This window comes from Bordetella genomosp. 9, assembly GCF_002261425.1.
In the GTDB taxonomy this organism is placed as follows: Bacteria; Pseudomonadota; Gammaproteobacteria; order Burkholderiales; family Burkholderiaceae_B; genus Bordetella_C.
Map to the genome: position 1 here is coordinate 1,218,070 of NZ_NEVJ01000003.1, position 12,674 is coordinate 1,230,743.

The 12,674-nt window shown below is 68.0% G+C and carries 10 protein-coding genes; 3 read left to right on the top strand and 7 right to left on the bottom strand.

Annotated elements, in window-relative coordinates; genetic code table 11:
- Nucleotides 1–18: 18 nt before the first annotated feature.
- From CAL26_RS16640 to CAL26_RS16665, 6 genes are all read right to left on the bottom strand, one after another.
- Nucleotides 19–942 carry an alpha/beta fold hydrolase gene (locus CAL26_RS16640; protein WP_094847954.1) on the bottom strand — a complete coding sequence of 308 codons (924 nt, stop codon included), beginning with the start codon at nucleotides 940–942 and terminating at the stop codon, nucleotides 19–21.
- The gene (locus tag CAL26_RS16645) at nucleotides 924–3,575 is read right to left on the bottom strand and encodes a DNA internalization-related competence protein ComEC/Rec2 (protein WP_094847955.1); all 2,652 of its coding nucleotides are present in this window, start codon (nucleotides 3,573–3,575) and stop codon (nucleotides 924–926) included. Before CAL26_RS16645 ends, CAL26_RS16640 begins: the two co-directional genes overlap by 19 nt.
- Before the next feature lie 324 nt (nucleotides 3,576–3,899).
- The gene (locus tag CAL26_RS16650; protein WP_086065733.1) at nucleotides 3,900–4,244 is read right to left on the bottom strand and encodes a DUF4148 domain-containing protein; all 345 of its coding nucleotides are present in this window, start codon (nucleotides 4,242–4,244) and stop codon (nucleotides 3,900–3,902) included.
- Nucleotides 4,245–4,419: 175 nt separating this feature from the next.
- Nucleotides 4,420–5,229 (bottom strand): TatD family hydrolase, encoded by an 810-nt coding sequence (locus CAL26_RS16655; protein ID WP_094847956.1) that lies wholly within the window; start codon nucleotides 5,227–5,229, stop codon nucleotides 4,420–4,422.
- 24 nt (nucleotides 5,230–5,253) lie between these two features.
- Nucleotides 5,254–5,928 (bottom strand): ABC transporter ATP-binding protein, encoded by a 675-nt coding sequence (locus CAL26_RS16660; RefSeq protein ID WP_094847957.1) that lies wholly within the window; start codon nucleotides 5,926–5,928, stop codon nucleotides 5,254–5,256.
- Nucleotides 5,921–7,153 carry a lipoprotein-releasing ABC transporter permease subunit gene (locus CAL26_RS16665; RefSeq protein ID WP_256988642.1) on the bottom strand — a complete coding sequence of 411 codons (1,233 nt, stop codon included), beginning with the start codon at nucleotides 7,151–7,153 and terminating at the stop codon, nucleotides 5,921–5,923. The genes CAL26_RS16660 and CAL26_RS16665 overlap by 8 nt, the downstream gene beginning before the upstream one ends.
- 101 nt (nucleotides 7,154–7,254) lie before the next feature.
- Between CAL26_RS16665 and CAL26_RS16670 the strand changes: the two genes are divergently transcribed.
- Both CAL26_RS16670 and recJ read left to right on the top strand, forming a co-directional pair.
- Nucleotides 7,255–8,289 (top strand): hypothetical protein, encoded by a 1,035-nt coding sequence (locus tag CAL26_RS16670; RefSeq protein ID WP_094847959.1) that lies wholly within the window; start codon nucleotides 7,255–7,257, stop codon nucleotides 8,287–8,289.
- Nucleotides 8,271–9,971 carry a single-stranded-DNA-specific exonuclease RecJ gene (gene recJ, locus CAL26_RS16675; RefSeq protein WP_094847960.1) on the top strand — a complete coding sequence of 567 codons (1,701 nt, stop codon included), beginning with the start codon at nucleotides 8,271–8,273 and terminating at the stop codon, nucleotides 9,969–9,971. Before CAL26_RS16670 ends, recJ begins: the two co-directional genes overlap by 19 nt.
- Nucleotides 9,972–9,987: 16 nt before the next feature.
- Here recJ and CAL26_RS16680 read toward each other — a convergent pair whose 3' ends face one another.
- Nucleotides 9,988–11,295, bottom strand: coding sequence for an MFS transporter (locus CAL26_RS16680; protein ID WP_094847961.1), 1,308 nt, complete (start codon nucleotides 11,293–11,295; stop codon nucleotides 9,988–9,990).
- Nucleotides 11,296–11,521: 226 nt separating this feature from the next.
- On the opposite strand from CAL26_RS16680, the gene prfB reads away from it, so the two are divergent.
- A protein-coding gene (prfB, locus tag CAL26_RS16685) for a peptide chain release factor 2 (protein WP_143277448.1) occupies nucleotides 11,522–12,626 on the top strand; the annotation gives its coding sequence in 2 pieces (ribosomal slippage) (nucleotides 11,522–11,602 and nucleotides 11,604–12,626; 1,104 coding nt in all).
- Nucleotides 12,627–12,674: the final 48 nt, after the last annotated feature.

Sequence of the window (12,674 nt, forward strand, 5' to 3'; positions counted from 1 at the left end):
GCGGCCATGGCGTGTCAGTCAGGCGCGCAAAAAAGCCTCGACGGGTTCGATCTGGGCGTCGTCCATCAGGGTCGGCGCATGGCCCACCCCAGGCACCTCCACGACGCGCGCGCCGGGGTTGCGACGGGCCATCTCGCGCGCGGTCTCGGCGCTCAACAGGTCCGAATGCTGGCCTCGGAGGACCAGGATGGGGCAATCGATGGCGTCATACGCATGCCAGAGCATCTGCTCGCCGGCCGCCAGCGCCGCGCCGTCCTGAACCGCGAAGGGGACGGCCAACCCCAGGTCATAGTGCTTGACCCAGCGGTCGCCGCGTCGCAGGAACACATGGGAGGCGAGTTCGCGCCACTGCTCATCCGTATGGTCGCCGAACGCCGCCGACACCTGGCGCAGATAGGCCACGGCCTCGTCGAAGCTGCCGAATTCCTGGCCCTGGCCAACGTATTGGCCGATGCGCGCCAGGGCGTCGGGCGCCAGGCGCGGACCGACGTCGTTCAGCACCATCTTGTCGAAACGCAATCCGGGTCCCTGCAGCGGACCGCCGCCCGCATTGCCGGCCGCACGGGCCCGCGCCGAGAAGGCCGCGGAGCCGGCCAGTACCATGCCGATCAAGCCGCCCATCGACGTGCCCACCCAGTCCAGGGTGGCCGGCCGCAGGCGGGCAATCAGCGTGACCATGTCGCCGACATACTGCGGCACGGTGTAGAAAGCCGGGTTCAACAGCCAATCCGACGCGCCCCGCCCCACCACGTCGGGGCACACCACGCGGTATTCGGCGGAAAGCCGCCGCGCCAGCGTGTCGAAGTCGCGCCCGGTGCGCGTCAGGCCGTGCACGCAAACCAACACCTTGTCGTTGCCCGGATCGCCCCATTCCCAATACGCCATGCGATGCATGCCAGCCGGACTGGCGCAGGTCACGAAATCTAGGCGGGGGGTCTGCATGGAGGCTCCGGATCGACGGCAGGACAAACCATGTTATCGCAAGGCCGCCGCGCGCCGTCGGGCGCCATGGCCGTGTGCCAGTAACGCCGCGCCAGCGCGCGCTGGCACCGGACCACCAGCGCATCCGCGCGCGACGTCGCGATCACCGCGCCATGATGGTCGGTGCGCCAGAACGACGCCCCCGCGCGCCGCCAGCGCCGCGCCACCGCCGGGGCCGGATGCTGGAAGCGGTTCAAATAGCCGACCTGCGCGATGACATGCCGTGCCCGCGCGGCGTCCACCAGCGCGGCGCCGGACGAAGTCTTCGAACCATGATGCGGCGCCACCACCACGTCGATGGGCGGCAGCGCCGGAGCGAAGCCGTTCTCCTGCGCCACCCCCACGTCCCCGGGCAACAGCGCCCGGTGATGGCGCCCTTCCACCAGCAGCACGCAACCATCCGCGTTCGAACCGGCGGCGCGCCCCCGCCGCGCCTTGCGCGGACGCGCCGTCTCGCGGGCCGCCGTCGGCGCCCGCGGATGCAGAAAGGCAAAACGTACGCCGTCCACCTCCCATGCCTGGCCCGCCTCGCAAGGGCCCGAGATGGCAGGCAGCGGCGCCTCGTCCGCCCATCCGCGCTTACGGGCGTCCCGCCGCAGGCGCCGCGCCACGTCGAACGACGCATGGACCCGGTCCACCGGCACCGCGCGCAGCAGGCTGTCCAGGCCGCCGGCGTGATCGTCGTCGGCATGGGAGATGACCAGTGTGTCGATGCGCCGGACGCCGCGCGCCCGCAGATAAGGCCACAGAACCCGCTGCGCCCCGTCCGTACCGTTGCGATGCAGGGGGCCGCTATCGAAGACCAGGGCATGCGTGGCGGTCTCCACCACCACCGCGCCGCCCTGCCCCACGTCCAGCGCGGTCAACCGCCATTCGCCTTCCGCGGGACGGGCCGGCCGCCAGCACAACGCAGGCACGATCAGCAGCCAGGCCCATCGGCGCGACGCCATGGCCGGCGGCAGCAAGGCCCAGGCGATGCCGGTCGCGGCCAGGGCGAGCAGGATCAGCGGCGGCGCGGCCACGTCCCATACGGACCACCCCTGTGCCGCCAGGCTGTCGATCCAGCGCATGACCAGGCCGAACATCGCTTGCGCCGTCCACCCCGGCCATGCCGCCAGGCCGGCCGCCCCGGGCACCACGCCCGCCAACGCGCAAAGCGCCGCGCAGAGCAAGGCGAGCGGCGTCACGACCAGGCTGACCGCGGGAATGGCGATCGCATTGGCCAGCGGCGAAGCCACCGACACTTGCTGCGTCAGGAATGCGAGTGCCGGCATGAGGCTCAACGTGACCACGCATTGCAGCCGGCCGGCCTGCATGCAATGGCGCAGCCACCGGTGCCAACGCCTTCCGCCCGCGCCGCGCGCGGGATTGCCGGGGCCGACGAGGTCAGCCCCATGCCCCTCACGCCCCTCACGCCCCGCCTGCCCCCACGCCAGCACAGCGGCGACAGCGCCGAAGGACAACCAGAACCCCGGCGCGATGGGCGCCCAGGGATCGAAGGCGACCACCACGCAGGCCGCGAACAACAACACGGCGTCGCGCGACAGGGGCAGGCGCAGCAAGGCCGATCCGCCGGCCACCGCCAACATGAAGAAGGTGCGCCGCGCGGGAATACCCCACCCTGCCAACAGGCAATACAGCCACGCGACGAACAAGGCCGCGGCAATGCCGGCCAGCGCGGCGGGCGTGCGCTCCGCCAGGTACACGCCGCGCCAGCGGACACGCCGCCAACTCCACGCGACCGCGCTGCCCGCCAGGCCCGCGACCAGCGTCACGTGCAGGCCGCTGATGGAGACCAGGTGCGTGATACCCGTCGCGTTGAAAACCCGCCAATCGTCGCGCGCCACGCCGGCCTGGTCACCCAGGGCCAAGGCGATGACCACGGCGCCATGACGCGTGTCTCCAAGCAGGGACCGCATGCGTTCCCGCAACACATGCCGAGCACGATGGATGCCAACCATCCCGAGGCGATAGCCTTCGTCCAGCACGTGTTGCGGCTTGCCACGCACGGTGGCGGTGGCGCGCATATCGCGGTGGAACATGCGCGCCTCACCGTCGGGCCCATGCGGATTTTGCACTGCATGCGGACGCTTGAGCACCAGCGCCATCTTCCAGTGCTGCCCGGGAATCACCGGGCGCGGCACCCCGGCATCGCCATGGATCGGCAAGGGCCACGACACCCGCAGCCTGTGTGGCGTCACCACCGGCGTCGAAGCCAGGACTTCCGCATCGAAACGCAGCGCATCGGGTGACGACTCCACCAGCGAAACGACACGCACGGTCGCGCGCATCACCTGGTTTTCCTGATCGGCCGGCAAGGCGTCTTCCAGGCGCCATTGCGCCCGCTCGATGGCATACAGCGCACCCGCGCCGCCGGCGCAGGCGCACAGCAAGACAGCGCGCAACCACGGCGCACAAGTCGGGCGGCCGGTCGGTCGGCCGGATGGCGCCGCGCGTACACGCCAGCGCAGCACCAAGGTCAAGACGCTGAGACAGCCCAACTCCCACCGCATGGCAGTGGAAGGCAGGGCCGCCAGTGTCTGCACGCCGGCGATCGACGCGATGAATGCCAGCATGGCCAGACGCCCTTCCATTCCGCCTCCCGCGAACCGAAGGCATGCTAGCCGCGCCGGTGCGCTCGAAAAGCAAAAGCAGGATGGAAACGACGCGCGGCGGCGGTGTTGCGGGCAGCGCGCAAAAAAAGGCGGCCCCGCTTGCGCGGGGCCGGTACTGCGCGAGAGGGCTACTACACAGCAACCCCGCCTCTCACCGGGGGCAACCATGCGGACAGCAAATCCGCATGGCCAGGACTTCCTGGCCACACGTACTACGAAACACGCATGGCCCGAAAGCGAGCCGAACGGTCAGGGAAGCGCCCGGCGATCATTCATCCGCCGAGCGGGTTCCCCGCCAGCGCATCAAGCGCCTTGGAACGGCTGGTTATCGATGTCGCCGAAGGCGATGTCGGTGCTGCTGCCGGCATGGTCGACCGCGGCGGCGGCGACCTGCGCACGCGTCACGCCGCTGTCCTGTTGGGCAACGAAAGGCGCGTTGTCGATATCGCCATTGTTGCCGGTCAGGCCGGCGCTGCGGGCTTGCTCCAGTTCAGCCAGCACCTGGGCGCGGCTGGCGCTGGCCTGGTCCTGGCCATAGGTGCCTTGGAAAGGCTGGTTGTCCGTATCGCCGCGCGGGGTGCGGGCCTGGGCGGCGCCGATCGCGGCAAACGACAGAATGACGGCGGTGGCGATGGTTTTGATCTTCATGTCGGTACTCCTGGTCCTGTTAGTTGGAAGGGCCGGACACCGCTTTTGCTCCTTGAGCGTGGTTCGCGGCGTCCGTTGCTGTGCCCCATGAACTGCATTCTGCGCCGCCAAGGACTAGGTATAAACCCGGATGCTCGGGAATGTTTTTTCCAAATTCCGCTGCAATCCGGGAGGATCAGGCGACGACGGGGACCAGGCGGGGCAATACCCGCAGGGCGGTGGCCGCGGTTCCGGCCGCCACGGCCGCCGCATCGATGCCGCGCAGCTCCGCCAGCGCCTGCGCCACGCCGGCCACCTGCGCGGGTGTATTACGGCGATCGGGTTCATGCAGCCATGCCGGGGGAATATCCGGAGAGTCCGTTTCCAGGACCAGATGTTCCAAACCCAATTGCTGCGCATGCCGCCGTATCTGCAGCGACCGCGGGAAGGTCATCGCCCCGCCTATCCCGAGCGCGAAGCCCAGGTCGACGAAACCGCGCGCCTGCTGTTCGCTGCCATTGAAGGCATGCGCGATACCGCTCCGCACGCCCGGCTGCCGGCGCAGGTGCTTGAGCACGATGTCCTGCGATCGACGGACGTGCAACAGCACGGGCAGGCCGAATTCGGCCGCCAGGTCGAGTTGCGCGGCGTAATAGCGTTCCTGTTTGTCGCGGGCTTCGCCGCTGGCGATTTCCTTGACGAAGAAATCGAGGCCGATCTCGCCGATGGCGACGAAGCGTGGATCACTCATGGCCGCTTCCACCGCGCCGCGCAGCGCCGTGAGATCGTCGTCCCAGGCCGCGCTCACGAACAAAGGATGGATGCCCAAGGCATAGGCGCCGCCGGGCATGGCATGCGCCAAGTCGCGCACCGCCTGGAAATTCCCGCGGCCCACGGCCGGGATCACGACCGCCCGTACGCCGGCTTCGACGGCGCGGGCGACGACCTGCGTGCGGTCCGGGTCGAATTCCTGGGCGTCGAGATGGCAGTGCGTGTCGATCAGCATGGGGACTCCTGGTGCCCGTTGCCGTTACACCAGGCGGCCCTGCTCCATGGCGAGTTGCCGATCGGCGCGGCTGGCCAGTTCGCGGTCGTGCGTGACGATAGCAAAGGCCGTACCCGATTCCTTGTTCACGCGGACCAGCAATTCGAACATGCTTTGCGCCGTATTCCGGTCCAGGTTGCCGGTGGGTTCATCCGCCAGCACGCAGACCGGCCGTGTGACCAGCGCACGGGCCAGCGCCACGCGCTGGCGTTCGCCGCCGGACAACTGCCCCGGGAAATGCAGCGCGCGCGCGGCGAGGCCGACCTGTTCGAGCACCGCCTGCGCCTGCTTGCGCGCGCCGTCGCGGTCCATGCGCCGCACGATCAAGGGCATCGCCACGTTGTCGAGCGCGGAGAACTCCGCCAGCAGATGATGGAATTGATAGACGAAGCCCAGCGCGCGGTTGCGCAACGCGCTCTTGGCGCCCTCCGCCAGCCCGGCGGCGTTGACGCCGTCGACCATCACGCTGCCGTGGGTCGGCACGTCCAGCAGCCCGAGTATGTGCAGCAGCGTGCTCTTGCCCGAGCCCGAAGCGCCGACGATGGCCAGCATTTCACCCCGCTGGATCGACACGCTGACATCGCGCAGGACTTCGATCCGCGCGGGACCTTCGTCGTATACCTTGGTCAGGTTTTCGGCATGCAGCGCGTTATCAGTCATGGCGCAGCACCTGGGCGGGTTGCAGGCGCGACGCGCGCCAGCTCGGGTACAGCGTGGCCAGCAGCGACAGCACCAGCGATGTCACGCCGATGGTAATGATGTCGGCCATCTCGGGATCCGAGGGCAGTTCGCTGATGAAATAGATCTGGCGCGGCAGGAAATGGATGCCCAGCAGGCGTTCGATGAACGGCACGATGGTCTCGATGTTGTAGGCGATCAGCATGCCGCCGACCACGCCCAGCAGCGTGCCCACGATGCCGATCAGCGCCCCCTGCACCAGGAAGATGCGCGCGACCTCGCCGGGACTGGCTCCCAGGGTGCGCAGGATGGCGATATCCGATTGCTTGTCCTTCACCGCCATCACCAGGGACGACAGCAGGTTGAAGGCGGCCACCGCCACGATCAGCGCCAGGATCAGGAACATCATGCGCTTTTCGGTCTGCACGGCGGCGAACCAGGTGCGGTTGTTGCGCGTCCAGTCGCTGGCCGTGATGTAGGGCGGCAATTGCCTGGCCAGCTCGGCGGCGACCTGCGGCGCGCGCTGCATATCGGCGATGCGCAGGCGCACGCCCGCGGTGCCGCTGTCGCGGAACACCTTGGCCGCGTCCTCGTCGTCGACGAAGGCCAGCGAGGAATCGTATTCGTAATGCCCTGAGGAGAACACGCCCACCACCGTGAATTGGCGCATGCGCGGCGCGAATCCGGCTGGACTGATGGAGGCCTGCGGCGCCAGCAGCAACACCGTATCGCCCACCTGCAGGCCCAGGTCGGAGGCCAGGTCGCGGCCCAGCACCACGCCGAACGAACCCGGCTTGAGGTCGTCGAGCTTGCCGGCCACCATCTGCCGCGGAATATCGGACACGTGGCCTTCGGTCTGCGGATCGATGCCGCGCACCTGAACGCCGCGCAGCGCCTGGCCGCGCACCAGCATGCCCTGGGCGGCAACGAAAGGCGCCGCCGCGCGGACTTCCTTATTGGCCTCGGCCGCCTTGGCCAGGGCCTGCCACTGATTCAGGATGTTTTCGGGATTGCCGCCCGGTACATACAGCTCGATGTGCGGCAGCACCGAAAGCATGCGGTCGCGCACGTCTTTCTGGAAGCCGTTCATCACGGACAGCACGATGATCAACGCGGCCACGCCCAGGGCGATGCCCGCCATCGAACTGGCGGCGATGAACGATATGAAGCGGTCGCGACGCCCGCGACGCTGACGGATGCGGGCCATGCCCGCGTAGCGGGCGCCTATCCATAATTCGTAAGGTATTTTCAGCACTCGCGCATTATGGCACTAACGGCCCGGCGGCCGGGCGCACTACAATCCCGGCCATGCAAATCGTCATTCCCGGCGTGCTGCCCCCCAGCGCGCCCATCGCCGCGGAGCTGGCGAAGCGGCTGCCCACGGCGGCCCCGACCCTGTACGCCTGGATGCGCCTGGGTACCGGGCGGCAGGCTCCCTTCGATCCCCACGAACACGGCTGCACCCCTTATGAAGCGTGGCGGCTGGAGCAGGCGGGCTTCCGCCCGGCCGCCGGACAGCCCATGGGCGCCGGCCTGGGGCCGTTGCTGGCGACGGAAGACGACGGTCACGCGGCCGGCGGCCCCGTTGACGCCGCGTTGACTAGCGCCCCCGGCTCCGCACCGGCTGCCGGGTCTCCCGCGCGCGAGCCGGTCTGGATCGCCGACCTGGCGCACATCGCCCTGGGCACCGACCGCGCCAGCCTGGTGCCCGCGCAGGCGCTGGAAGTGACCGCCGCCGAAGGCGCGGCCCTGTTCGAATCCGCGCGCCCGCTGTTCGACGACACGCCATTCGACGCTACCCCGCTGCGCCCCTATCGCTGGCGCGTCGCCATTCCGGCCGGCATGGCCCTGCCCAGCGCCAGCCCGGACGTCGTGGCGGGCCAGCCGCTCAACACCTGGTGGACCCAGGACGCCTCGGCCCGCCCCTGGCGCCGCCTGCTCAATGAAATCCAGATGGCCTGGTACGACCATCCCGTGAACGAGCAACGCATGGCGCGCGGCCAATTGCCGGTCAACGGCATCTGGCTCTATGGCGGCGCCCTGCCCTGGTCGCCGGCGTCGACGGCTTCGGGCCCGGACGCCGTCCCTCCCGCCGCGCGGACCCTGCTCGCGGCCGCCCAGGCCGAGGATTGGGCCGCCTGGCTGCAGGCCATCGAACGCCTGGATGCCGAAACACTGAAGCCGCGGGCCGACGCCCAAGGCCGTCCGCTGGAAGCGTTGAACCTGACGCTGCTGGGGCGCGACCGCCGCGCAACCCTGGCGCTGCGGCCCCGCAATCCGCTCTTGCGCTGGCTGCCGGCGCGCGAACAATCCTGGAGGGCCTGGTGGTCTCCCCCCGTCTGACCGTACGCTCCGGCGATCCTTCGATCTGCCGCATGCTGGAAGCCGCCGGCATCCATCCCCTGCTGGCGCGCCTGTGGGCCGCGCGCGGCGTCGCGCATCCCGACCAGACCCGGCTGGCCTGGCCCGCGCTGGTGCCGCCCACCCATCTGACCTGCGCGGACCAGGCGGCGGTGATCCTGGCCGACGCGATCCAGCGGCGGCTGCGCCTGCTGATCGTGGCCGACTACGATTGCGACGGCGCCACCGCCTGCGCCGTGGGGCTGAGGGCGCTGCGCGCCATGGGCGCCATCGTCGAGTTCCTGGTCCCGAACCGCTTCGAAACCGGCTATGGCCTGTCGCCCGCCGTGGTGGAGCTGGCCTGCCGCCATCATGCCGGCAAGCCCGACCTCATCGTCACCGTGGACAACGGCATCGCCAGCGTGGATGGCGTGGCCAGCGCCAATGCCGCCGGCATAGGCGTGCTGATCACCGATCACCACCTGCCGGGCGACCGGCTGCCCGACGCGCTGGCCATCGTCAATCCCAACCAGCCGGGCTGCGGTTTCCCGTCCAAGAACCTGGCCGGCGTGGGCGTCATTTTCTACCTGATGCTGGCCCTGCGCGCGGAACTGCGCCGCCGTGGCGTCTATCCGCCCGACGGCGGTCCACGCCTGGATGCCCTGTCCGACCTGGTGGCCCTGGGCACCGTGGCCGACGTGGTCAAGCTCGATGCCAACAACCGCCTGCTCGTGACGCAGGGCCTGCAGCGCATACGCAGCGGCCGCATGCAGGCCGGGCTGCGCGCCTTGTATGCCGTGGCCGGCCGCGAACCCCGCGCGGCCAACGCCTTCGACCTGGGCTTCGCGCTGGGGCCGCGCATCAATGCGGCCGGCCGGCTGTCCGACATGAGCCTGGGCATCGAATGCCTGACGACGGACGATGAAGCGCGCGCGCTGGAAATCGCCCGCGAACTGGACAGCATCAACCGCGACCGGCGCACGATCGAAGCAACGATGCGCGAACAGGCCATGGCCGCCATGCAGGAAGCGGAAGCAGCTGCCGGTGCCACGGTTTGCGTCTATGACGACAGCTGGCACCAGGGCGTGGTCGGCCTGGTGGCGTCGCGTCTCAAGGAACAATTCTGGCGCCCCACCCTGGCGTTCGCGCCGGCGGGCGAGGACGAACTGCGCGGCTCCGGCCGCTCCATCCCGGACGTCCATCTGCGCGACGTGCTGGACCTGGTGTCCAAGCGCGACCCCACGCTGATCCGCAAGTTCGGCGGGCACGCCATGGCGGCGGGGCTGACCGTGGGCCGGACCGACTTTCCGCGCTTCGCGCCGGCCTTCGAAGCCGCGGTGCGCGAACTGACGGGGCGCGACAATTTCGAGCCGGTGCTGGAAACCGATGGTTCGCTGGAGTCGGGCTACGCCAATGCCGACGTCGCCGGCTTGCTGCAACAGCAGGTCTGGGGCTCGGGCTTCGCCGCGCCGCTATTCCTGGACACGTTCCAGATCCGCGCGCAGCGCCTGCTGGGCGACAAGCACCTGAAGCTGACGCTGGAGCGCGGCCACCAGCGCTTCGACGCCATCTGGTTCGGCCAGACGCGCCTGTTGCCGGAAACGGTGGACGTGGCCTACCGGCTGGAACAGAACGTCTGGAACGGCCGCGTGTCCGTGCAGCTGGTGGTCGAACACGCGGCGTGATGAAAGCGCCTGACGCCTAACGGTTCACCAGTTTGGCGGGCTGGGCCAGGGCGATCAGCGCGCCCGCGCACAGGCAGGCGGCCAATACGTAGATGCCGCTGTTGGTCGAGCCCGTCGTGTCCTTCAGCCAGCCCACCAGGTACGGGCTGATGAAGCCCGCCAGATTGCTCACCGAATTGATCAGCGCGATGCCCGCGGCGGCCGCCGTCCCGCCCAGCACGGCGGTGGGCAGGCTCCAGAACAGCGGCAACACCGTGCAGATGCCCACGTTCGCCACCGTCAGCGCCAGGATGGCGATCCAGGTATTGCCGCTATACATGGCGGACACCACCAGCCCCGCCGCCCCGATCAGCGAAGGAATCGCCAGGTGCCAGCGGCGCTCGTGCTTCCGGTCCGAACTGCGCGCGATCAGGATCATGCCGATGACCGCGAACAGGTTCGGCACCGCGGTCAGCAGCCCGATCGTCAGGGGATCTTGCACGCCGGTGTTGCGGATCAGCGTGGGCATCCAGAAACCGACGCCGTACAGCCCCATGACGAAGGAAAAGTAGATGCTGGCCATGGCCCAGACGCGCGGCTTGGTCATCGCTTCGCGGATGGGCGGATCCTGCTTGGTTTTCTCTTCCGCCTCGATATTGCGCGCCAGCGTCGCGCGCTCGCTCTCGGTCAGCCACTTCGCCTGGCTGATGCGGTCGTCCAGATACCACAGCACGACCAGGCCGATGACGATCGACGGCAACCCTTCCAGGATGAACAGCCATTGCCAGCCGGCCATGCCATGGTCACCGTGGAAGGTGTGCATGATCCAGCCGGAAACGGGGCCGCCGATCAATCCCGACAAAGGCACCGCGGTCATGAAGAACGTGGTGATGCGGCCACGGCGCGCATGCGGGAACCAGTAGGTCAGGTACAGGATGATGCCCGGGAAGAAGCCGGCTTCCGCCAGGCCGAGCAGGAAGCGCAGCAGATAGAACATGCCGGGCGTCGTCACGAAGATCATCGCGGACGAAATGATGCCCCAGGTGATCATGATGCGCGCGATCCAACGGCGCGCGCCGACGCGATGCAGGATGATGTTGCTGGGCACTTCGAAGATGAAATAGCCCAGGAAGAAAATCCCCGCGCCCAGTCCGTAGACCGTGTCGCTGAACTGCAGGTCCTGCAGCATCTGCAACTTGGCGAAACCCACGTTCACGCGGTCCAGGTAGGCGACCACGTAGCAAAGCACCAGGAAAGGCACCAGCCGCAAGGTCACCTTACGGTAGAGCGGATCTTCCGCGCTGGTCGCGGGCGCCGACGCGCCGGGTGTCATGACGGTTTCCATCGTCTCCTCCATTACGGACGGTTATGTAAAGGCCAGCTCGTGGTCGCCCGGGCGCGCGCGTCGCGTCGCCCCAGGCATGGCCGGCTTGCAAACTCCCGCAGGCTAGTCGGCATTGCTGACTAAAACCTGAATAAAACCGCTGCGCCTGGCCCCCAAGGCAGGCTAAAATGTTCGGTTTTCGAAATTCAGCCAGACTCTGTGTCCAGAGTCGCAGCCAGGACCCATCATGGAAGCCGAACGCCAGAACCAGATCGCCGCCCGCCTCGCCGACTACGCGGAGCGCGAAAAGGCGCTACGGAGGTATCTTTGACTACGATGCCAAGTCCGAACGCCTGCAAGTCGTAAACGCCGAACTCGAAAACCCCGACGTCTGGAACGATCCCAAGCACGCCCAGGATCTGGGCCGTGAAAAGAAAAGCCTGGAAGATGTCGTCCAGACGCTGTCCGCGCTGGGCAGCGGCCTGGCGGACGCCGCCGAACTGTTCGAACTGGCCGCCTCCGACGAAGACGACGCCACGCTGCTGTCCATCGAAACGGACGCCGACGCTTTCCAGGAAAAACTCGAAGGCCTGGAATTCCGCCGCATGTTCGCCAATCCGGCCGATCCGCTGAACTGCTTCCTGGACATCCAGGCCGGCGCCGGCGGCACCGAAGCCCAGGACTGGGCGTCGATGCTGCTGCGCCAGTACCTGAAATACTGCGAACGCAAAGGCTTCAAGGCCGAGATCCTGGAAGAATCCGAAGGCGAAGTCGCCGGCATCAAGTCGGCCACCATCAAGGTGGAAGGCGAATACGCCTTCGGCTACCTGCGCACCGAAACCGGCGTGCATCGCCTCGTGCGCAAAAGCCCCTTCGATTCCTCCGGCGGGCGCCATACCTCCTTCGCCAGCGTTTTCGTCTATCCGGAGATCGACGATTCCTTCGAAATCGAGATCAATCCGGCCGACCTGCGCGTGGATACCTATCGCGCCAGCGGCGCCGGCGGCCAGCACATCAACAAAACCGACTCCGCGGTCCGCATCACCCACATGCCCACCGGCATCGTGGTGCAATGCCAGAACGACCGGTCGCAGCACCGCAACCGCGCGGAAGCCATGCAGATGCTGAAGTCGCGCCTGTATGAACTGGAAATGCGCAATCGGATGGCGGAACAGCAGAAGCTGGAAGACTCCAAGACGGACGTCGGCTGGGGCCACCAGATCCGCTCCTACGTGCTGGACCAGAGTCGCATCAAGGACCTGCGCACCAACGTGGAAATCTCGAATACGCAGAAAGTCCTGGACGGCGACCTGGATCCTTTCATCCAGGCCAGCCTGAAACAGGGCGTCTGACGCTCCGTTGCTTGTTCCGTGATTGTTCCGTGATTGTTCCGTTTGATT

Coding starts and splice junctions, on each gene's coding strand:
- CAL26_RS16680 (WP_094847961.1), bottom strand. CDS start 11,295: ATGGAAACCGTCATGACACCCGGCGCGTCGGCGCCCGCGACCAGCGCG.
- CAL26_RS16655 (WP_094847956.1), bottom strand. CDS start 5,229: ATGCTGATCGACACGCACTGCCATCTCGACGCCCAGGAATTCGACCCG.
- CAL26_RS16660 (WP_094847957.1), bottom strand. CDS start 5,928: ATGACTGATAACGCGCTGCATGCCGAAAACCTGACCAAGGTATACGAC.
- CAL26_RS16640 (WP_094847954.1), bottom strand. CDS start 942: ATGCAGACCCCCCGCCTAGATTTCGTGACCTGCGCCAGTCCGGCTGGC.
- CAL26_RS16670 (WP_094847959.1), top strand. CDS start 7,255: ATGCAAATCGTCATTCCCGGCGTGCTGCCCCCCAGCGCGCCCATCGCC.
- CAL26_RS16650 (WP_086065733.1), bottom strand. CDS start 4,244: ATGAAGATCAAAACCATCGCCACCGCCGTCATTCTGTCGTTTGCCGCG.
- CAL26_RS16645 (WP_094847955.1), bottom strand. CDS start 3,575: ATGGAAGGGCGTCTGGCCATGCTGGCATTCATCGCGTCGATCGCCGGC.
- CAL26_RS16665 (WP_256988642.1), bottom strand. CDS start 7,153: ATGGCCCGCATCCGTCAGCGTCGCGGGCGTCGCGACCGCTTCATATCG.